Genomic DNA, 19,731 nt, shown 5'->3' on the forward strand with positions numbered 1-19,731 from the left:
TCAGAAACTTCTTCCAGTCTGCCATGTCACAAATTACTTTTAGGTAATGAACTCCTTTCTCACGAAGAAAGCGTTTTTGGGCTGATTTTCAAAAAATAGCCCCAAAACGCTTTCCCATGGTACTTTAATAAAGCCTTAAGCAGCCGGTTGGGCGGCAACTTTCCGTTTCTTCTTGTCAGATTTCCGGCGATTCTTTGCCAGCCGGTTCACCCAGAGAATTATACCCGTGATAGGGAAGGTGGTACCGGCAACACAGCTGATAAAGGCGATGATCCGGCCCACCAGTCCGCCAATAGAACCTACGTGCACGGGGTAGAAGGTAGCCCGTACTTTCTGGCCCAGGTTTTTATCAGCATACAGCTGCTGGCCCAACTGCTCCCCGTTATAGGGGTTCAGAAACAGCTGGTTGGAGGCGCGCTCATGCACGGCATCTGCCGGCATGGCGGTGACGCTTACGGCATCACCGGCCTCGCGGCCTTTGCTGATGTTGTAGAACTCTGCGTTCGGTTCCCAGGTTTGGGCGGCGGCAATGGCCTGGTCTAAGGTGATGGTGGCTGCGGCTTCCTGGGCCGGGGCGGTAGGGGGCTCAGGCCGGTTATTCTCTGTACCGGTCACCGTGTAAATGGCATCATTAAACCACTCAAACGACCACGCCAGACCGGTAAAGGCGAACAGGAACAGGAACAGGGCCGTGTAGAAACCCACCACAATATGCAGGTCATGGTTGATGCGTTTCCAGCCGCCGTTCCATTTCAGTTTTAAGCGCTGCTTCAGGATTTTCTTGTTTTTAGGCCACCAAAGCACAATACCCGTGATGAGAATGAACAGGAAGAAAACAGTGCTCACCCCCACAATCAACTTTCCGGTGTCTTCTGCCAGCAGCCAGCGGTGCAGCTGGAACATGGTGAAATAAAAAGACTCGCGGTGGTTGTAGGTGCCCAGGAACTGGCCGGTGTACGGGTTCATGAACGCCTGGATGGTGGCTTCACGGCCTCCCCCGCCTTTTCCCCCTTTGCCTCCCTTTCCACCTTCTTTGCCGCCTTTACCAGCGCGCCCGCCTGGGCTTCTTTTGCCTTTTCTGTGTGCTCTCCCCGGGCTTTCTCGCCCCGGCCTCCGCCTTTGACGCCTTTCTCACCCCCTTGCGGTTGAGGGGCATTGGGGTCTTTGTAGTTAAGTTCTACAGAGCGGGTAGGGTCTGAGTAAACCTTCACAGAGGTTACCTGCGCCTTGGGGATTTCCTTTTGCAGATTAGCCACCAGCTGCTCCAGCGGTACCCGTTGCGTGCCTACCTCTACCGTGTACTGGTGGGAGTTGAATGCCATTTTCAGCTCCTTCTCAAACACCAGCACCGCGCCGGTGAAACAGACAATGGCAATGACCAGACCGGCTGCCAGACTCAGGTACAGGTGAATGTTGCGGAAGAAAACCTTCATAGACTATATGCGGGAATAAAGTGTGTGTGGTATGAAACAAACGGGTGCCAACAGGGGTGCTGCAGCCGTGTGAAAATTTAATCTTAGTTAAAGCAACAGAAGCGTTGAACAGGTTAATGAATCACAGCGCCCAGACGGTTGCCCATGGGCTAAAAGAAAGAGCCTGGTGGCAAATACTTCGCCTAAGGGGAAATTTATTTAGATCATTTCTAAACGATTACAAACTAAACTTCTATTTAGACACATTCCAAATTAAACAGATAAAAAATTTTCACCCGTCCTTGGCAGGGGGGAGAGCCACCAAGGTTTGCTCCAGGTCTTGAAGAAAGGCACTCTTTACCTGCTGAATGGATTCCTACTTTGAAGAAATAGCTCAGGTTTCAATAAACGACCTTCGGGTGTTTTAGGGCTGTTTTTGTAAAAACAGCCCTAAAACACCCGAAACTGGAGGAGACTTCAAGAGGCTAAACGCCCGCTGCCACCCGGTCCTTTTTTGACAGTTTGCCTTTCACCAGAGCGTAAGACGTGAGAATCAGCTCCTCTTGCTGTTGCGGGGTTAAGGTGTGCCCTTCCTGTACCAGCACCCACTGGTAACGGGCCAGATAAGGAGCAGGGGTAATGCCGCGCATCGCCGTCAGTTCATGGAATTGGTCAGGTGTGGTTTTGAAGGAAAAAGACAGGGGCGGCTCTAAGCTGGCCACGCAGAATATTTTTCCGCCCACTGAAAAACATAGGTCATGGTCCCACTTGATATCTTCAGTGGCTTTGGGGAAAGAAAGGCAGTAGGCTCTCAGCGCTTCCAGGTGCATGGGAAAGGGTTTGGCAGATGGGGCGCAAAGGTACGTACGTTTTTTGCGTTTGTTTAAGAACAGGCCAAAAACAGAAAGTCATCTTGGGAGTAGGCTGCCTCTTTTTACACCTTATTGAAAAAGACTTTGGCAAAGATCAGCGTTCCTGTTTATCTTCTCATGAAAACGCGGCTTGCAGGGCAGAAGCCTGCCTGGAGAATACCTCACGCCGTACCTTTTCGCCTTTAGCAAAATTTGTCTTTAGTGCTCCAAATGTTCTTAAAAGTACCTGCAGTTACCATTTCATACCGTAGCGCTGCCCAACCCTTTAAAATGTCTGTTCCTGAGACTTATCTCCCATTTTTAGGCAACAAACCCAAGTTTAACCAGGCTTTACTGCTCATAGATTTCCAACGGCAGTCCGTCTGGGTCAGAAAAGAAGAAGAAACGTTTACCGGTGGTGGCGTCTACTCTTATTTCCTGCGTGGCCACATTTTTCTGGTTCAGGGCGGCTTTGGCGGCTTCCACATGGTCGGTTTCAAAGGCCAGGTGGCGCAGACCGGCGGCCTCCGGGAAAGAGGCGCGGGCAGGAGGGTTGGGGAAAGAGAAAAGCTCCAGCACATAGGTTCCGCCCAGGGCGAGGTCCAGCTTGTATGACTGCCGCTCGGCCCGGTACACCTCCCGTATGACCTTCAGCCCCAGCGTCTGGGTATAGAACTCTTTAGAAACGGTGTAGTCTGAGCAGATCACCGCTATATGGTGCACTCTGGTAATGTTCAGCATAGGTAAATAGAGAATTTATGACGGTATTTTGGTGACCTTTTGCCCGCAGCTGCTACAGAAGTTACCCGCCCCGGCTATAGGATAGCCGCAGGCCGGGCAATGGGGGGGAGACGCTGCGCCCTGCTCTGCTTTGTTGCTTTTAGACAGTTCAACCGTGACAATACCGGTGGGCACGGCAATGATGGCGTAGCCAATAATCATGACCAAAGAGGAGAGAATCTGACCCAGCGGGGTACGGGGCGTGATGTCTCCGTACCCTACGGTGGTGATGGTGACAATGGCCCAGTAAATACTCTGCGGAATACTGGTGAACCCGTTTGCTTCGCCCTCAATCACATAGATCAAGGTGCCAATGATCAGGACCAGGCTTAAGACCGCCAGCATGAACACGGTGATCTTGTGCAGGCTGGCCACCAGCGCCTGCCGCAGTACCATGGCATTGGCAATGAAACTGGTTAGTTTCATGATCCGGAACACCCGCAGCAGCCGCAGAATCCTGATGGTCATGAGGTAGTGCAGCCCCGCCATGAAGAACGTCAAATACGTGGGCAGGATGGCAATAAGGTCAATTAAGCCGTAATAGCTGAACATGTAGCGCAACGGCCGCGGGTAACTGTAAATCCGGAGCAGGTATTCTACAGAGAAACAGAGGGTGAAAAACCACTCCGCCGCCAGAAAATAAGCGCCGTACGCCTGCCGGTAAGCTGGAACACTCTCCAGGCACACCGTGATAATAGAGGCTAGAATGAGCCAGAGCAGGATCACATCAAACCTTCTGCCGGCGGGGGTGTCAGTGCCGTGAATGATGATGTATAGGCGTTCTCTGAAGGGAGGTGGTGTTGTCATTGGCAGCAGCCTGTGTTAAATCTATGTTTTTACGGAGCGGGGCCAACAAGAGTGGTGTACCATGTCGGGCTTAGGGTTCCGCTGGTACCTGTTGGCTTTGTGGCGCCTGATTTCCTTGCCCAAGGTACAGAACACCAGAAACTTTCACAGGATATTCTGCCTGCCGCAATGGGAAAGCAGGGAGGGGTGCGTATCTTTACGCCTCATTTTCAAGTAATTCATGGCCTCCCCCGTACCTGAATTACTTTTCTGTCACCGGTTGATCTGTTCTTGTGAAGTATTTTGTTCGTCTTACCTTACTAATTTTTGCCCAGCTGTTCTTGCCTTCACCGGTTTCTCGCAGGCATTGCCTACCCGCGAGTTCAGGGGTGTCTGGGTGGCTACGGTGAGCAATCTGGACTGGCCCGTGCAAGGCGCCTCGGCTGAAAGCCAGAAGAACCACCTGCGGCAGATTTTTGACAAGGTCAAAGAAGCCAACCTGAACGCGGTCTTTTTCCAGGTGCGCACAGAAGGCGATGCTTTTTACAGGTCCCGGCAAGAACCCTGGTCGCGGTACCTCACGGGGTATATGGGCAAAGACCCCGGCTATGACCCTCTGGCGTTTGCCATTGAAGAGGCGCACGCACGGGGGCTGGAACTGCATGCCTGGTTTAACCCGTTCAGGGTGAATGCCGCCTCTTTCCCTGACAAGAAATACGCCCCCACCCATATTACAGTGCTGAAGCCGGAGTGGGTGCTCTCGTTCGCCAACGGTAAGCGCATCCTGAACCCCGGAATACCGGCCGTGCGGGAATACGTGGCCGGGGTCATACAGGAAGTAGCCGCCAATTATGCTGTAGACGGGGTTCATTTTGACGACTATTTTTATCCCTACGCTGAAGGGCCTTTTCTGGGGATCAGCCGGGAGGACGCCCAGACTTTGCCCAGTTTGGGAAGGGGTTTCCCACCGTGAAAGACTGGCGGCGGTTCAATGTGACAGAAACCATCCGGCTGGTGCAGGAGCGGCTGCAGGCAACCCGGCCCGCTGCGCGGTTTGGGATCAGCCCCTTCGGGTTATGGAAAAACGGCACCCCCGTGGGCACCACCGGCATGGATGCCTACAATGTGATAGGCGCAGATGCCCTTGCCTGGCTGGAGAAAGGCTACGTAGACTACCTGACCCCTCAGCTGTACTGGCCAATTGGCGGAAAGCAGGATTACCAGAAGCTTTTGGAGTGGTGGGCAGACCAGACTTCGGCCCATGGCCGGCATTTATATGCCGGGCACTATCCCGGCCGCCTGGGGTTTACCCGGCAGGAGCTGCCTAACCAGATCAAGATTAACAGGGAGAACCGGCACCGCAACTCCATGGGCAGTGTGTTGTTCAGGGTTTCTGACGTGATTCAGGCAGACGGGACGCTCTTCCCCACGCTGAAAGACAGCGCCTTCCGGTTGCCGGCCCTGCCCCCGGCATTGCCCTGGAAGAAAGGCCAAAGTCCGGCGGCCCCCGCTTTTCTCTCTTTCTCTAAGAATGACAGCACCCACAGCTATACCCTCAGCTGGCAGCGCAGTGAAGAGAACAAGGAGGCTTTTAAAAGGTACGCCGTGTATCAGTTAGGGGAGTATCCGGAGCCCATGGCGGCGCTGCCAGACGGGAGCCTGGTGGCGGTGACCACGGGTGAGGCGTTGGAGGTGCCCGCCCCCCAGTTTGAGCAGGGCGGCCCCTATTGGTTGGTCACAGAGGTGGGCCCGTCTAATCTGGAAAGCTCCTGGAGTAACCTGATCTCCCGCCTGGAGACGGCTGAGGCGCCCGTAGTGGCGGTGGCGCCGGAGCCGCTGCCTGACCCCGTGCCAGTGCTGGTGGAGCCGCTCCAGCGGGAGGTGTTTACGGCAAGCCCGGCGTTTCAATTTAAGTGGGAAGCTACCCAGCCCGCCGAAGCCTTTCATTTTCAATGGAGCCGTGATCCAGAGTTTCTGGTGCTACTGGAGGAGCAGACAGAGGTGCCAGACTCTGTCACGGCCAGGTCGTTTGCCAACCTTTCTGCCGGTGCCTCCTACTATTTCAGGGTACGGTCAAAGCAGGGCAACGCGTGGGGCAACTGGTCTCCATCTTACAAAGTCTCTGTGAGCCAGGCTCCCCAACAAACCGTGACGGCCCCCAAAGAGGAACGCCTGAAAGTTTTTCCCACCCTGGCGGGCGGCCCCTTGGTGATGGAGGTTACATTGAACAGGAAGGAAGTGGTGAAGGCCGAACTGCTGTCTTTAGACGGCAAACTGGTGTCAAAGCCCTTCAGGAAGAAAGTTGCGGCGGGCAGACAGCTAGTGCAGATAAAGCGGAAAAAGATTAAGGCGGGGCTGTATCTGCTGGTGGTGAAGATAGGGGAGGAGCAGCTTACCCAGCGGGTGATGCTGCCGTAACGGAAAGTAAAAAGTAGTTTTCTGTTTTGGGGCTGTTTTCAGAAAAACAGCCCCAAAACAGGAAGCCCGGTTAAGCCTTCTGCTTAGAAAGCAGGTACTTCTCAATGGCCAGGGCTACGCCGTCTTCTATGCTGGGCAGGGTTACCTCGCTGGCGGCAGCCTTCACTTCCTGGCGGGCGTTGCCAACGGCTACCCCCAGGCCTACCGCCTGCAGCATATCAATGTCATTGTAATTATCCCCAAACGCCATGACCTCTGTCATTTCAATGTCAAAGCGGTCTTTCAAGAGCAACTCCAGTGCGGTGGCTTTGGAGATGGAGCGCGGGGCAATCTCCAGGTAGGTGCTTTTTGAGCGGTACACGTGAATCTGGTCAGAGAACTGTTTCTCCAGCGCACCGGCCATTTGCGCAATGGGTTCCTCTGAGCCCATGCACATGACTTTGTGCGCCCCGCTCTCGGCAGATTTCCAGCTGGCCAGGATCTCTTCCAGTTTAGAGATGGTGGGGGTGACCTTGGTGTTCCTGATCTCGCGCTCCGTCCACTGGTCTTGCTGCGGCGCGTGCCACTCATCGTTCACGTACAGACTCACGTGAATGTCTGTTCCTTTAGAAAGCTCAAAGATGGTCTGGCAGATGCCGGCTGGGATCTGCACCGTGTCCAGTACGATGGGTTGGGCAGTGCTCCCGTCTTCAAACAGCAGGACGTACCCACCGTTGAAACAGATCATGGGCTGGTTCAGAATGCCCAACTCTTCCTGGAGGTGCCGCATGGCGCTGGGCATGCGGCTGGAGGCCAGAATAAACGGAATCTTGTTGTCTAAGGCCTTTACGGCCGAAATGGTTCTGGAAGACAGTTCCCGGTCACGGTTCAGCAGTGTCCCGTCAATGTCTGTACAAATGGCACGGATGTTCATGCGCCAAAGGTAGGGAATTACCAACAGAACTTGTGTTTTGGAGCTGTTTTCAGGAAAACAGGCCAAAAACAGAAACTATATCTGGAGGGAGTACACCACCTCTGGCCTCCTTCATTTCAAAGTAGAGGTTTTGAAGAGGAGCAGGCCCCAAATAGAATAATGGGTTCGGGCCAGGGCAATTCAATATGAAGCTGGTAAGCGTATTTATGGTCAGGGAAAGGCGCAGGCGTCTGCTTGTTCTTTTAGGGGAGGCAAGTTTCTGTTTCCGGGCTGTTTTTGGGAAAGTAGCCCTAAAACGCAGGCACTAACGTACGCGTGCGCCATGCCAGGGTCAGCCATGATTTATACCCAAAGAAAGGGAAAAGACCCTAAAAAAGCTGCTATGAAACAGGATAGTCTACTAAAGGAGTGGGGGCAGCGTCATACAGATAAAAGTGCCGGCTACTGAATGTTGAAAGATGCTTAGTTCTCAGTTCTGGCAGATTCTCACGGCGCAATCATTTGTAAAGGCTGGCCGTGCTCCCTACTTTTTTCTACAGGTAATCTGCCAGAACTTCTGGGAAGGTTTTCCACCGGTAGGTGTGGCCGGTTCATCTATCTCTACTGCCTCTATCAGCCCATAGCTGCCAAATTCTTTCTCTACCGAAGCCGCATCATAGTAGAATAGCTGCACGCCATGCCTGGTTTCAAACCTGTCTTTGCTTATCTCCACGCCTTCCCCAAAGGTGGGGGTGTTTTTGGAGATGGCCACAAACACCATGTACCCGTCTGGCCTTAGCTGGCGGTAGCAGTCTTGTAGTAGCTTCTGGCGTTGGGTTTCATCCAGTAAATGGATCAGGGCGTGGCAAAAAATACCGTCATAGGTCTGGTGGTCAAAAGGCATGTCGGTGACGCTGCCGTGATACACGTGTATACTGTCTCCGTAGTGTCTTTTGGCAATATCAATGGCTGTTTCTGATATTTCTATTCCGGTAACGGCAAAGCCCCGGTCTGTGAAAACTTTTGCATTCCTACCGTACCCATACCCCGGAATCAAGATATTCTTCAACCCCTGAGACTGAAAAAAGGTAGCGGTAGAAACGGCAGCGTCTGCCGGCTCAAAGCCCCACATGGTTTGTTTATCCTGAAAGCTTGACTCCCAAAACTCTGTCATATGATTCTGTCTCTTTCGTTCGTTTCCTGCTTGAAGGCTGAGGTTTGCAAATTACCGGATCAGCCTTTGGCCGTGGCAGAGATGCAGGATACCTGCTTGCGGCTACTATTTCTCCAAAACCTCTGCCAGCTCAAAGGAGAGCGTCTGGCCTTGGTAGTTCACGTACTCCATTTTCACGAAGCCATACGTGCCATGAAACCAGAAATTGTGTACTGAGTTGCCAAACGGGGCGGTGGAGGTGGTCTCAATTTTCCAGCAGTCAGATAATTCTTTGTACCTGGTTTTCAGGTTTCCCCTTTCTGCCACTTTGTAGAGGCTGTGTACGGTTGTATTCTCCCAATCTCCCCACCCTTGGCCAATGTTCAGGTAATCTGTCCAGGTTTGGCCAAGTTCTAATGGGAGCCTGACGGCCGGGAAAGCGGCTACTTCTGTGAAATGGTATTGGTTGGACCTGAACGGATGCATCCAGACCTCCTCCGCATTTTCTATGATGCCGGTGGTGCCTTCTGTTATGAACTGGCTCTGCGCCGCCAACCCTTTGTTGGGGTAGTGCTTGGTGAGAGAGGCTTCCTCGTCAGGAATTTCAAACTGTAGGGCCACCTCATCCTGCTTGCTCGGCTGCCACTCCCACCGTTGCCCGGTAGCCATCATCCATACCTTCCCCTCAGAGATAAGCTGTCCGGCTTTATCTTTATAGAGGGCCTGGTAAATGTACTGCCTGCAGGGCTTGAAAATAGTGCGGGCTTTGGGTATTTTCTCCACCAATGTGTCTCTGACTGCTTTCCCGGTTTGAGGATCAACAATAGAGACAATTTCACCGTCAAATTCTGGCATAACCCTCTCTGAACAGGGAACCTCTTTAAACGCATGTGAGTCTGGGCTCCTGCAGGCGAAGAGGGTGGCGCAGACTAAAATATAAAAGAGTCCTCTCATAGGGCAAGGCAAAGTGACTACGGGTGGAATAATAGGGAAAAGTAGATTCCCCCGCCGGGGTGGCCCGTGACGGGTACGTTTTTAAGCTGTTTTAATGACGAAAGCTTTCAACTCAGCCATCTTGCCCTCTCTGAACCGCCAAACATCGCAGTAGGAGTAGTCGGTCAGTTGTCCGTCTTCTCCTTCCAGCCTGATCTTGCCAAGGGCCGTCACAAACTCACCACCGGCAATTAAATTCTCTACCATGAACGTGGGCGGCTCCAGATAAGCGGTGGCCATCCATTGCCGAACGGCTTCTTTTCCTTGCAGCGTCTTGTCGCCTACAAATGTCCAGAGGGTGTCTTCGGTGCAGAAAGACAGAAACCCCTCATAATCGCCTGCCGTGATCGCTGCGTTTGCCTTTTCTAAAATGACTGTGTTATCTGGCATGGTGTGCTTCTAATGAGTGTTGGTTACATAAATACTTCATGTTCTGGAACCACTGGGAGCATGTAACGGGGCAGGGAAGAAGGAGCCTTTTTGAAGATCACAAGGGCTGGGTGTTCATAGACCTAAACCCTGCTACCGTACCACTGGAGTACAGCCTTTAACTTTTGATGTTATTCTTGCCTGTTATCTGATGGGGCAAAATCCACTATCCATTCAATTCCGAATTTGTCCCGGAACATTCCAAAATAAGAACCCCACGGACTGTCACACATGGGCACTTCAATAGTGCCGCCTTCAGAAAGGCCGTCGAATAACTGGTCAGCTTCGGCACGGCTTTCTGCGCTTATAGAAATCTTAGACCTGTTTTCCATTTCATTTACGGGTCCCATGCCTTCTGGAATATCATTGCCTATTAATACGTTCTCACCAATTGGCAACACAATATGCATGATCTTATGGGCATCATTTTCGGCTACTGAGAACTCGGGACCAGATAGATCTTTGAGGCGAATTATCTTTGTAAATTCTCCTCCAAAAACGGATCTGTAAAAAGTGAAAGCTTCTTCGGCGTTTCCGTTGAAGTTGATGTGCGGATTGATTTGAGCCATGACGGTTATATTTCTAAATTAGCTAGTTCTCCTGTATGAACCTGTGCGGGTAATTGAAAATTAAAGCCGCTCACATGCTTTGTAAGCAACCGGTTTCAGGCACTTTAAAACTTATAAAAGACTTCTTGCTGGATCTGTTTTATAGTAGCGGAATGGTGCGGTCTGACTTATGTAAAGGGTAAAGTAAGGGAAATTAAACTTGAAGCGGATAATTGAAAAAGAATTTCCTTATGAGAAGGGAATGAGCCGCTCACATGACCTGATTTTACTAATGAAGTAGCAATTTAATCAGGTGCTGCGGTTGTGCTCTATTCTGTTCCTACTCTATATGTGTGCAGAACGGCGCCCCCTGCAAATTCTTTAGTGTGGGTGCGGGTAAAAAGTATTCTGTCCTGGATGTTTTCAAACAAGTGCCTTCCGCCTCCGGCGATGACCGGGTGAATACAAAGCTGGAATTCATCTAGTAACCCCAGTTGGAGCAGCTGCAAGATTAAACTCCGGCTGCCCACCAGAATGTTGCCGCCGGGTTGCTGTTTCAGCGCCAGCACTTCCTCTTTCAGGTCGCGGCGGGCCAGGGTGGCGCTTTGCCAGTCTAGCTGGGTCAGGGTGCGGGAAAAGACAATTTTGGGAATGGCCTCCATGGTCACCGCGAAGTCATCGGTGGCGGGGTTGCCGGTGGGGTTCGCGGCCACAGTTCGCCAATATTCCATGAGGTGGTAGGTGATGCGGCCGTACAGAATGGTGTCTGCGTCTTTCAACAGGTCTGCGTAATGCTGGTGAATCTCGGCATCTGGGTCCACGGCCGTATGGTCAAACACCCCGTCCAAGGTCATGTTGATGGCGGCGATAAGTTTTCTCATGGTGGAGAGGTTTTCATGTAATTGGTCAATTAATCCTGGCTAAGTATTTTTTGTATGAGATTAATTTTGTTTAGCGATATGGCAAGTTGCGGTTTGCTGGTTTTATCATTATCCAATGAAGCTGTTTAGAGTTTTGGTAACTGCCAGGCAAAGGCTACCGGATAAGGTATTTCATATTCCAGTGGTTTCTGTTTTCGCTGTTTTCTGAAAAACAGCCCGAAAACAGAAATTGAATTCTCTGCAAAACATCTTTCTGTCTAAACTCTAAACAGCTTCTAAGTCAAAAAGAGAGGGTTCCTTCACGCAAAGGAACCCTCTCTTTTTTGCTTCAACTGATCTATCCTTCTGCTATGTTTCTCAAGCCACCTACAGCTTGACAAGTGGCAACAAATAATTAGCAATAGATTATCAGCAGCAAACACTTCTGCCCATGACTGATGTGCGCAGCACGGGCTCGTCTCAGGCTAGCGGATCTGCACCAGTTTGCAGAGACAGACAAAGCAAGAGAAGCTGATCAGGAAAGGAACAGAACCCAGTCGTGGGGATGAGCGCCTCTGGTTATCGGTGCTGCTTTAGCAGCAAAACCGAAGGTTTAGAGAAGCAGCAGTGCGAATCGCCACGACGGGCCCCGCGGCCGTGAGCGCTTACCGGAAAAGATGAAACAGAAAAGTGATGTCGCCCCGGAGCAAACGGCAAAGCCAGGGGATCAGCGAACCAAGCATTCCAACAGCAGCAATTCAACAAAACAGCTAGTGAGGCACTGCAGCAAACACCAAAGCCAGGGGAACAGCAAACCACGCATTCCAACAGCACCAATCATGTGATCACCTGACAAAACTACCAGATTACCCAAGCAAACACCTAATCAAAAAGCAACTAAACCTTCAGTGAACCAGCACCACTCCATTAATCAGATGACTCAGAAAAACCTCCCTCTTACTTCTCAGACTGCATCAGCAAAAACCTTCTATACGCCATAAAAACCCCAGATTTTGAGACAAACCCCACATACTGGCCCTGGTCTACCACCGGCAGGTTCCAGGCGCCGGTGTGGTCAAATTTGTGCATTACACTGGGCATCTCCTCGTGCACGTCTACAAACTCGGGCGGGAGCTTCATCAGTTGCCTGGCAGTAAGCTGATCATAGAGTTCCGGTTTGAACATGACCTCCTTCAGGTCATCTAGCAGGATGATCCCTTGCAGGTGTTTGTCTTCCGGTGACACCACCGGAAAAAGGCTTCGCTTGGTATGCGTAACGGCCTCCACAATTTTCCCCAAAGAAGTCTGCGGACTCAGCTCATGGAAATTCCGTTCAATGAGCTGCTCCAGCGAAATGGAGCGCAAGATGTTGAGATCACGGTTTTGGGTGAGGATCTGCCCTTTTTTGGCCAGCTCCCGGGTGTCCATGGGGAACTGCTCAAACCAGCGCACCAGCGCGTAGCTGGTGGCCGCCACCACCATGAGGGGAACAATCAGATCATAGCCGTTGGTAATTTCAGCAATCAGGAACACCCCGGTGAGCGGCGCGTACATCACCCCGGCCAGAATGCCCGCCATGCCTACCACGGTAAAATTATCTTCGGGCAGGCGCACAGAAGAAACCATGTTCACCAGCCGCGAAAAAAAGAACCCCACGTAGCCCCCCACAAACAGGGAAGGCGCAAAATTCGCCCCCGTTTCCGCCCCCGGCCAGGTGACCGAGGTGGCCACCACTTTCACCAGGGCAATGGCTCCCACAAAGAGCAGCACAAACCACTGGTTGTCCTGCATCTGCTCATACAGCTCGGGCTGGAAGAGGGTGTGCAGCTGGCCCTGGGAGAGGGCTTTGATGCTCTCATACCCTTCACCAAACAACGGCGGAAATATAAATATCAATAGCCCCAGGATGGCCCCGCCAATCAGCGCTTTGGTGAATCTGCTTTCTTCGCCCATTCTGTGAAAGAGGCTCTCTATCTTGAGGGTGACCTGGGCATAATACACAGAGACCAGACCGCAGAAGATTCCCAGCAGCAGAAAGTACGGCAGGTTGTGGTAGTCAAACGGCTGCAGTGACCTGAAACTGAACAGCACCTCTTCGCGCATTAGAATGGTAGAGCAGAGCACCCCAGACACAGACGCCAGAATTAGCGGGATGAAAGCCGAAATGGTCACATCTGTAAGCAGAATCTCCAGCGCGAAGAGCAGGCCTGCTACCGGCGCATTGAAGACCGCGGCAATGCCTGCCGCGGCGCCACAGGCTAACAGCACCGTGCGCTCCTTGTAAGAGAAAAAAGGAGCCTTGCCCATATTGGAGCCAATAGCCGCGCCCGTCACTACAATGGGCGACTCCAGCCCCGCAGATCCCCCAAAGCCTACGGTAATGCCGCTGGTGAGCACATGTGAAAACATTTGGCTGCGCCGAAGTTTACTGGACCTCCTGGAAATAGCCACCAGCACCCGTGCCACCCCCCGCTCAAACCTGTTCCGGAAGAAAACCCTGATCACCAGCACCGTGAGCAGAATCCCCATCATGGGTAGCAGCAGGTAGATCTGGTTCTGGAAATAGCTGGGCCTGTTGGTCAACACCAGCTCTCTGATGGCATGGACCAGGTTCTTCAGGATAACCGCCGCCAACCCCGCCGTTATGCCCACCAGCACGCTGAATACCAGCAGCAGCTGCGTACGGGGCAACTTGCGCTGCAACCAGATAACGGCCGCCCTACCGGCTCTGTAAAAGGGGCTTTCAGCTCGTGATTTCCTCATGCACAACTTCTATCTCTTCTGGTGGGAATGCCTGGCAGTCTTCTCAGAACCGCCCTAAACGGCGGCGGCAGCTTTCACTCACTGCCCCTGCACCGGGTAAAATTAACCATTAAAGCCCCCGGATTTCTGTTTTTGGCCTGTTTCCTGAAAAACAGCAAAAACAGAATCGACGACTGTGTTCGGAACTTCCTGGGCCCCTATTTTTTCACAGCAGTTCACCCTTCTTTCTGGCATTGCACAGCATCTGTATTGATGCAGTAGCGCACCCGGCTGGGCGTTCTTTCATCCTGAAAAAGATGCCCCAGATGAAGCCCGCACCGGTGGCAGAGCAGCTGGATCCTTTCGCGGCCATAGGTGGTTAGCAGTTGCTGCTGCACGTTTTCGCCCAGGTGGGCCCAAAAACTGGGGAAGCCTGTTTTAGAGTCAAACTTCTGCTGCGCCGAAAACAACGCCTCTCCGCAGCGGCGGCAGTGGTAGGTGCCCTGCCCGCGCCCCTGCCTCTCCCACTCTATTTTCCGGTTTTCAAACATAGGGCTTCTGGCTGGGGTCTGGGGGTTCTGGCCGGTCCCACTCTTCTACCTCAAACGTAGTACCCGCCAATCTTACCATGAAAATCTGGTCAAAGCCTTCCGTAAAGCTGGGCGGGGTGAGTTTCTTCTGGCAGTCATACAGCCCCACGTCTTTGATGCGCTCCTTCCCTTCCCGCTGCCGGTTTCTGAGCAGCGCATCTGGCAGGCTGGTGTGGAAATAATACGCCACCACCTCATAGCGTTTTTCTTTGGCCAAATCAATGTATTTCTTCCGCTCCTGCGGCAACGGATTGGTGTTGTCTAACACAAACCTGGCGCTGGTCTGCAGGCAGGTTTTCAGGAACTGGCTTTCGCGGTGGCGGGTGCGCATCAGGTCCAGGCTGATGCGCACGTGGGTGTGAAAGAACCGCTGCTGGTAAAACGTAGACTTACCCGCCGCCTGTATCCCTATGAAGATGACCGCCTGCACGTGTTCTCCCTTTCTGTACCGGGAACCGCCTTAAGACTCCTGTGTAGCCGGCACAAACGCCATAGAGATGGAATTCACGCAGTGGCGGGTGTTTTTAGAGGTAAACCTCTCGCCCAGGAACACATGCCCCAAATGGCCCCCACAGTTTGAGCAGACAATCTCGGTGCGCCTACCGTCAGCATCTGGTACGCGGGTGACTGCCCCCGGAATCTCATCATCAAAGCTCGGCCAGCCGCAGTGCGACTCAAATTTGTCTTCAGAGCGGTACAGCGGCGCATTGCAGCGGCGGCAGATGTAGGTGCCCGGCTCTTTGGTGGTGTACAGTTTTCCGGTGAAAGGGCGCTCAGTGCCTTTGTGCAGGATCACATACTCCTCCTCCGGGGTGAGCTCGTTGTAATTTTTATCTTCGGTTGCCATGATAGTAGATTGCTTTCCCTATTTGTACTGGATTTTAGCGCTTCTCGTTACTTTGTCTCCAGGGGGGCAAAGATACGGCAGAATACGGCACGTGCGTTTTGGGGCTGTTTTTCAGAAAACAGCCCCAAAACAGATACGCCACTCACTATTGGTAGTGAGTGGCAAATCTGTTTTGGGAGTTTCTGTTTAAACGTTCCCCAGGCGGGAAAAATGGTTTTTCTTTTACCCTAACACATGCTGGGCCAATACATTCTGCACATCATAGACATTCACTGACTTGTTGAACTTCTTCCTGATGCTGGGCTCCAGCTCACTGGAGATCCAGATCTTGAGTTCGGCATCCAGATCAAAGGTGCCAGCAGTTTCAATGCTGAAGCGGGAGATGTTTTTGTAGGCAATAGACAGATATTCTACCTTGCTCCCGGTGAGCCCCTGCCGGTCAACCAGAATCAGCCGTTTGGTGGTAAATATAAAAGTGTCGCGCAGCAGCCGGAAACCCAGTTCTATTTCCTCACCCGGCGTTAAAAGCCTACCATAGTCTTTTACTAACTCTTCCTGACGCACGGTACCCGCATTGCCCATAATGGCTGAAAAGAATCCCATAAGTTGATAAGGTTTAAGGTTAATGGATATGATTCAAATAACTGACTTACCTAAAGAAGATGGGCAGGCCTTTAACGTTTTACAGACCTCCCATGGCAGAAAAATGGCTTTTCTTAGGTCTCGTTCTTTAGAGCATGTTTAACTTTTCCTTTTGCGCTGCAAACGGGTATCATAAGAACCTGACTTCGCGGTTGACTCGCACCATAGCGCGCTGCTATGCTGCTCAAAAAACGCTTCGCCAGAACCTTTCGCTCCCCGTTTTCGCTTGCAAAATCAAAATTTAAAAAAGCTCTTAGGAGCCGGTAACATGAGGTGGTGCGGCCTAAAAAATCAACGTGGAGACCTGCTCACCACCACTCCTAATCAGAACCTTCGTTTGTACCCATCTAAAATGTACTGAAGGCGGAGCAGCCGCTAACAAGATACGGTTAAAAGCTTAAAAAAAGTACTTCCTGTTTCTGGCTTGTTTTGCAAAAACAGGCCAGAAACAGGAAGTACTTTTGCAGGCGGAGCAGGATTACTCCTTCACTTCGTTTTTCCCTTCGCCGTTGATCAACTCCACCGCCTTTTCCAGCAGTTCGTCTCGCCGCTGGAGAATACCTTTCACGGTAGGTTGCACCTCCTCGTCTACCCGCACACCCAGGCGCTGCGTAACGGCATTGTTGGGGTAGTACACGCCGTTGCCAGACACGCCAACCGTGTAATTGCCGGGCAAGGTGATTTTTTTCACGTCCCCGTCGGCCCCGGCAGATGGCTGGCCCAGCGTGATGCTGCCGGGGAAGAGCCGCTGCAGACTCATGGTATGCCATTCGCCAATGCTGTGGGTGGCCCCGTTCACCAGGAGCACCACCTTGCCAGGATAGACAACATCTTCTGGGGTAATCTCGGTGGGGTAATACACCTCGGGCTGGGTGAGCAGCCGGTACGTGCCCAGGTGGTGCGGGTTCAGCTGGTAGTACCGGGCAAAATAGTGGTTAGGCCTCCCAAATTTCTTGAACGCGTAGTAGTAGACAAAATCACTGTTGTCGGGTTCGCCGCGCATGTCAAAGATCATACCCTTGCCCTTGGCCGCCCGGGTAAAAAGAGAATCCATCAGGCGGAAGTCCTCCTCTGAGGTTTCGTCTTTGATCATCCTGAACGTGTCATCAATCCTGAAATAAGCAATGCCCTTGGCCGCATACACCAGGCCTTTGTTCTTCTTGGCCGGCGGTGCCAGCTTCTTCTTAAAGTAGCTGTCAATGAGTTTGGCCTTGGCCGAAGCACTGGGGTCCATCAGCCGAAGGGTAGTGGTCAGTTGCTCTTCGCCCCGCGTGAGCCGCACCTGCATGACCGGGTCTTCTGACCGGAACAGCAGGTTGTCTCCCCACTCCCCCACCCGCGCCCACAGCGCTGATTCATTAGACACTGACAGCACGGCATTCAACGCCTGCCCCCACTCGCCCACCGCCACACTGTCCAGCGCCTCTATCACATCTCCCCGCCTGATATTGGACCGTTTGCAGAGCGCCTCGTCTATAATTGCGGTCACAATAATCTTCTGCTGGGCAAGTTGGTAGTCAAACGGCGGAAAGAAATGGTTCTTAAACAGTTTCTCGCGGTAGTGCAGCTGCCGGAAGAACGGATATGCCTGCGTGTCATCTAGCCGGGCGTTCACGGCCAGCAGCAGCCGTTCATACTGTTCACGGCTGCTGCACTGGGCAAACAGCGGGATGTACTGGCCCACTACGGCATCCCAGTTCTCATCCAGCAAGTGCTTGTAAGGGTACAGGTAATCTATAAAGGCTTTGAGTTTGGCCAAGGCCAGCATGCGCAGCGGGTAAGGCAGGTTCTCCTCAGGCTTATAGGCGTATTCGGGCTCATGCGGCATGGTGCCGCCGAAGGGGTTGTTGCGCACGTAGGTGTAGTAATGCTTCTCCCCGGTAAACCGGTGCTCAAAGATCTGGTCCAGCAGTTTGCGGTTTTCAGAAGAGAGAAACTTGTTTTTGGTGCGCCAGGCCTCGTCCAGGTTCTTGAGCAGGAAGGCTCCCTTGGGTTCATTTTTCTGCGCCTTCACCTTCTCCCCCTGAGGCACGCCCACGGCCCGTAGCAGCTGCCGGAAAACCAAATTGGCCTGCTTCTGGTTGGCCGCCGAATCTACTTTGGGCAGATACGCCAAAAACAGGGAATCTGCCTGTACCTGCCCCAGGGCCGAAGCCGGGTGGAAATATTTTACGAAGCCCCAGATCCGGAAGTAGTTCAGCTGTTTCTCGGTTTCAAACCCATCCTGGGCGGCGACTCCCAGGGGAGTTACCAGGTACAAACCCATAAGCAGCAGCAACCCGCCCCTGCCTATTTTATTAAAAAGAGATGTAACCAGAAAGTGTATAGATGCGGTCATGGAATTCAGAAAAGCTCCTCGCTTGTTTGTGCCTTTCGCAAACGGCCAGTGGGAACGTCTACAAGAAACAGAAACATGTTGGCATTTCCCATCGGCTGCGCCGAAACAATGAAACCAGCGGGAAATGTGTTTGGCGCTTCTACGGGAGAAACCCTCCCTAATGTTCTGCCACTCCCCATATTTCCTGCTCAAGTTATTTACTAGTCTGCTGAAAAAATCTGTTTTGGGGCCGTTTTCTTAAAAACAGCCCCAAAACAGGAGTGGAAAGCTCTGGCCTTCACAGCCCTCCCCAAAGCATAAAAGAGCGTTACCCCAAGGGAGGAACAACACTCTTTTCATTGAAATTATTGGTATTGGCCACAGCTACGCCTTCCTCAGGCACGGGGCATTCAGCAGCAATGCTGTCCGGTTCAAGCGGCCTTCCACTTCCTGGGCATTCTCAGGGAGGCGTAGGTTTTTGACTATGGTGCCTCTTTTCTTACTCCTTCTGAGTACTCTATTGCAAAGAGACTTTTCTGGCCAGCAATGGTTTACACTTGCCGCAGAATCTTCTCCATCTTCTTGCCTTTCGCCAACTCATCTACCAGTTTGTCTAAATACCGGACTTGCCTGGTTAGTTCATTTTCAATTTCTTCAATCCGGTAACCACAGATCACGCCCGTAATCTGAGGCGCCTTTGGGTTTAGTTTTGCTTTCTTAAAGAATGTTTCAAAGGTTACCCCCTCTTCTATCAGTTCTAGTAATTTCATCTCATCAAAACCTGTTAGCCATTTAATTACCTGATGCAGTTCATCTTTTGTCCTGCCCTTGCTCTCCACCTTTTTGACATACTGTGGGTAGACGGATGCGAATCTCATGTTTGCCATTCTTGCATCATGTTCTGGAGCGGTGCGCATACTATGGTTTCTGTTTAAATGTATAACCGTAGGCAGAATGATTGATTGCCAGTTTTTCTAATTTTTTTGTTTTCGGCCTGTTTTGGAAAAGTAGCCCGGAAACAGGAAAACAAAGTTCGTCCGAATTCCTTTTGTCCGTTTTTGAGCTGTTTTCAGGAAATGAAGCCGAAATGCATTATGAATCGGTCCGTCTGCACACGTTGCCGATAAATTCATTTTGCTCAAACGCCTGGCCGATCCCTCTTTTGCAACTTTTGCCGATAAAGTCGGGCGGCGTTCATTTTCTTTTGCTGAGGTAATCTAAGCTTTTGCCGGTCCACTTTTGCAGCAATTCCCGATTTTTCGTCGGCTTCTGCTGATTTTTTGCTTGCCGCCGCGAGAACTTCTATTTACAATTGCACATAACGACTAGTATAAAAAACGGCGGAGGCCGTCGGCCGAAGCTTGATGTTTACACAATCCTATGTTTGTAAAAACTAATTAACTTGTATAAAAGAGAAGAAAGGAAGGAACAAGATTTATTATACAATAAGGCCCTTGTAAGCCTGTCTAAC

General features: G+C 51.8%; 21 protein-coding genes. 2 read left to right on the forward strand and 19 right to left on the reverse strand.

Annotated elements, in window-relative coordinates:
- Positions 1–135: 135 nt before the first annotated feature.
- The 5 genes from A8O25_RS05650 to A8O25_RS05670 all read right to left on the reverse strand — a co-directional run bounded on the left by A8O25_RS05650 (position 136) and on the right by A8O25_RS05670 (position 3,850).
- Positions 136–966, reverse strand: a complete 831-nt coding sequence (locus A8O25_RS05650; RefSeq protein ID WP_066831957.1) for a PepSY domain-containing protein — start codon at positions 964–966, stop codon at positions 136–138.
- Positions 963–1,433, reverse strand: coding sequence for a PepSY domain-containing protein (locus A8O25_RS05655; RefSeq protein ID WP_066831959.1), 471 nt, complete (start codon positions 1,431–1,433; stop codon positions 963–965). The genes A8O25_RS05650 and A8O25_RS05655 overlap by 4 nt, the downstream gene beginning before the upstream one ends.
- Before the next feature lie 464 nt (positions 1,434–1,897).
- Positions 1,898–2,242, reverse strand: a complete 345-nt coding sequence (locus A8O25_RS05660; RefSeq protein ID WP_066831961.1) for an MmcQ/YjbR family DNA-binding protein — start codon at positions 2,240–2,242, stop codon at positions 1,898–1,900.
- A 372-nt stretch (positions 2,243–2,614) separates the two neighbouring features.
- Entirely contained in the window at positions 2,615–3,004 is a 390-nt protein-coding gene (gene gloA2, locus A8O25_RS05665; RefSeq protein ID WP_206598657.1) for an SMU1112c/YaeR family gloxylase I-like metalloprotein, read from the reverse strand.
- Positions 3,005–3,019: 15 nt separating this feature from the next.
- A complete protein-coding gene (locus A8O25_RS05670) occupies positions 3,020–3,850 on the reverse strand; it encodes an ion transporter (RefSeq protein WP_066831963.1) in 831 nt (276 codons plus the stop codon).
- A gap of 346 nt (positions 3,851–4,196) precedes the next feature.
- Here A8O25_RS05670 and A8O25_RS24070 point away from each other — a divergent pair, with 346 nt between their 5' ends.
- Both A8O25_RS24070 and A8O25_RS05680 read left to right on the forward strand, forming a co-directional pair.
- Positions 4,197–4,802: a glycoside hydrolase family 10-like protein gene (locus A8O25_RS24070; protein WP_066831965.1), complete on the forward strand. Its 606-nt coding sequence runs from the start codon at positions 4,197–4,199 to the stop codon at positions 4,800–4,802.
- Positions 4,799–6,247: a family 10 glycosylhydrolase gene (locus tag A8O25_RS05680; RefSeq protein WP_066831967.1), complete on the forward strand. Its 1,449-nt coding sequence runs from the start codon at positions 4,799–4,801 to the stop codon at positions 6,245–6,247. Before A8O25_RS24070 ends, A8O25_RS05680 begins: the two co-directional genes overlap by 4 nt.
- Positions 6,248–6,317: 70 nt before the next feature.
- Here the strand turns inward: A8O25_RS05680 and A8O25_RS05685 are convergent, their stop codons facing one another.
- From A8O25_RS05685 to A8O25_RS05745, 14 genes are all read right to left on the reverse strand, one after another.
- A complete protein-coding gene (locus A8O25_RS05685; RefSeq protein ID WP_066831969.1) occupies positions 6,318–7,160 on the reverse strand; it encodes a Cof-type HAD-IIB family hydrolase in 843 nt (280 codons plus the stop codon).
- Positions 7,161–7,683: 523 nt separating this feature from the next.
- Positions 7,684–8,313 carry a class I SAM-dependent methyltransferase gene (locus tag A8O25_RS05690; protein WP_066831973.1) on the reverse strand — a complete coding sequence of 210 codons (630 nt, stop codon included), beginning with the start codon at positions 8,311–8,313 and terminating at the stop codon, positions 7,684–7,686.
- Between the two features lie 105 nt (positions 8,314–8,418).
- Positions 8,419–9,147 (reverse strand): hypothetical protein, encoded by a 729-nt coding sequence (locus A8O25_RS05695; protein WP_066831975.1) that lies wholly within the window; start codon positions 9,145–9,147, stop codon positions 8,419–8,421.
- 180 nt (positions 9,148–9,327) lie between these two features.
- Positions 9,328–9,675, reverse strand: coding sequence for a nuclear transport factor 2 family protein (locus A8O25_RS05700; protein WP_066831977.1), 348 nt, complete (start codon positions 9,673–9,675; stop codon positions 9,328–9,330).
- A gap of 170 nt (positions 9,676–9,845) precedes the next feature.
- Positions 9,846–10,283 (reverse strand): VOC family protein, encoded by a 438-nt coding sequence (locus tag A8O25_RS05705; RefSeq protein ID WP_066831979.1) that lies wholly within the window; start codon positions 10,281–10,283, stop codon positions 9,846–9,848.
- Positions 10,284–10,591: 308 nt separating this feature from the next.
- Complete coding sequence (locus A8O25_RS05710; protein ID WP_066831983.1) at positions 10,592–11,143, reverse strand: dihydrofolate reductase family protein; 552 nt, start codon at positions 11,141–11,143, stop codon at positions 10,592–10,594.
- Between the two features lie 936 nt (positions 11,144–12,079).
- Entirely contained in the window at positions 12,080–13,885 is a 1,806-nt protein-coding gene (locus tag A8O25_RS05715) for a chloride channel protein (protein WP_066831985.1), read from the reverse strand.
- 215 nt (positions 13,886–14,100) lie between these two features.
- A complete protein-coding gene (locus tag A8O25_RS05720; protein ID WP_066831987.1) occupies positions 14,101–14,415 on the reverse strand; it encodes a peptide-methionine (R)-S-oxide reductase in 315 nt (104 codons plus the stop codon).
- A complete protein-coding gene (locus A8O25_RS05725; protein ID WP_066831990.1) occupies positions 14,408–14,884 on the reverse strand; it encodes an ATP-binding protein in 477 nt (158 codons plus the stop codon). The genes A8O25_RS05720 and A8O25_RS05725 overlap by 8 nt, the downstream gene beginning before the upstream one ends.
- 30 nt (positions 14,885–14,914) lie before the next feature.
- A complete protein-coding gene (locus tag A8O25_RS05730; RefSeq protein ID WP_066831992.1) occupies positions 14,915–15,301 on the reverse strand; it encodes a methionine-R-sulfoxide reductase in 387 nt (128 codons plus the stop codon).
- 222 nt (positions 15,302–15,523) lie between these two features.
- Positions 15,524–15,904, reverse strand: a complete 381-nt coding sequence (locus tag A8O25_RS05735) for a PH domain-containing protein (RefSeq protein ID WP_066831993.1) — start codon at positions 15,902–15,904, stop codon at positions 15,524–15,526.
- Positions 15,905–16,421: 517 nt separating this feature from the next.
- On the reverse strand, positions 16,422–18,281 hold the full coding sequence (locus A8O25_RS05740) for a S41 family peptidase (RefSeq protein ID WP_066831995.1): 1,860 nt from the start codon (positions 18,279–18,281) through the stop codon (positions 16,422–16,424).
- Positions 18,282–18,644: 363 nt separating this feature from the next.
- Complete coding sequence (locus A8O25_RS24320; protein WP_153042606.1) at positions 18,645–18,746, reverse strand: hypothetical protein; 102 nt, start codon at positions 18,744–18,746, stop codon at positions 18,645–18,647.
- Between the two features lie 65 nt (positions 18,747–18,811).
- Positions 18,812–19,177: a DUF2200 domain-containing protein gene (locus tag A8O25_RS05745; protein ID WP_066831996.1), complete on the reverse strand. Its 366-nt coding sequence runs from the start codon at positions 19,175–19,177 to the stop codon at positions 18,812–18,814.
- Positions 19,178–19,731 lie beyond the last annotated feature (554 nt).

It is taken from the genome of Rufibacter ruber (assembly GCF_001647275.1).
Classification (GTDB): Bacteria; Bacteroidota; Bacteroidia; order Cytophagales; family Hymenobacteraceae; genus Nibribacter; species Nibribacter ruber_C.

Excerpts from the sequence above, each read along its gene's own strand:
- A8O25_RS05745 (WP_066831996.1), bottom strand. The coding sequence starts at position 19,177 with ATGCGCACCGCTCCAGAACATGATGCAAGAATGGCAAACATGAGATTC.
- A8O25_RS05730 (WP_066831992.1), bottom strand. The coding sequence starts at position 15,301 with ATGGCAACCGAAGATAAAAATTACAACGAGCTCACCCCGGAGGAGGAG.
- A8O25_RS05685 (WP_066831969.1), bottom strand. The coding sequence starts at position 7,160 with ATGAACATCCGTGCCATTTGTACAGACATTGACGGGACACTGCTGAAC.
- A8O25_RS05650 (WP_066831957.1), bottom strand. The coding sequence starts at position 966 with ATGAACCCGTACACCGGCCAGTTCCTGGGCACCTACAACCACCGCGAG.
- A8O25_RS05690 (WP_066831973.1), bottom strand. The coding sequence starts at position 8,313 with ATGACAGAGTTTTGGGAGTCAAGCTTTCAGGATAAACAAACCATGTGG.
- A8O25_RS05735 (WP_066831993.1), bottom strand. The coding sequence starts at position 15,904 with ATGGGATTCTTTTCAGCCATTATGGGCAATGCGGGTACCGTGCGTCAG.
- A8O25_RS05710 (WP_066831983.1), bottom strand. The coding sequence starts at position 11,143 with ATGAGAAAACTTATCGCCGCCATCAACATGACCTTGGACGGGGTGTTT.
- A8O25_RS05740 (WP_066831995.1), bottom strand. The coding sequence starts at position 18,281 with ATGACCGCATCTATACACTTTCTGGTTACATCTCTTTTTAATAAAATA.
- A8O25_RS05695 (WP_066831975.1), bottom strand. The coding sequence starts at position 9,147 with ATGCCAGAATTTGACGGTGAAATTGTCTCTATTGTTGATCCTCAAACC.
- A8O25_RS05655 (WP_066831959.1), bottom strand. The coding sequence starts at position 1,433 with ATGAAGGTTTTCTTCCGCAACATTCACCTGTACCTGAGTCTGGCAGCC.
- A8O25_RS05705 (WP_066831979.1), bottom strand. The coding sequence starts at position 10,283 with ATGGCTCAAATCAATCCGCACATCAACTTCAACGGAAACGCCGAAGAA.
- A8O25_RS05670 (WP_066831963.1), bottom strand. The coding sequence starts at position 3,850 with ATGACAACACCACCTCCCTTCAGAGAACGCCTATACATCATCATTCAC.
- A8O25_RS05720 (WP_066831987.1), bottom strand. The coding sequence starts at position 14,415 with ATGTTTGAAAACCGGAAAATAGAGTGGGAGAGGCAGGGGCGCGGGCAG.
- A8O25_RS05715 (WP_066831985.1), bottom strand. The coding sequence starts at position 13,885 with ATGAGGAAATCACGAGCTGAAAGCCCCTTTTACAGAGCCGGTAGGGCG.
- gloA2 (WP_206598657.1), bottom strand. The coding sequence starts at position 3,004 with ATGCTGAACATTACCAGAGTGCACCATATAGCGGTGATCTGCTCAGAC.
- A8O25_RS05660 (WP_066831961.1), bottom strand. The coding sequence starts at position 2,242 with ATGCACCTGGAAGCGCTGAGAGCCTACTGCCTTTCTTTCCCCAAAGCC.
- A8O25_RS05700 (WP_066831977.1), bottom strand. The coding sequence starts at position 9,675 with ATGCCAGATAACACAGTCATTTTAGAAAAGGCAAACGCAGCGATCACG.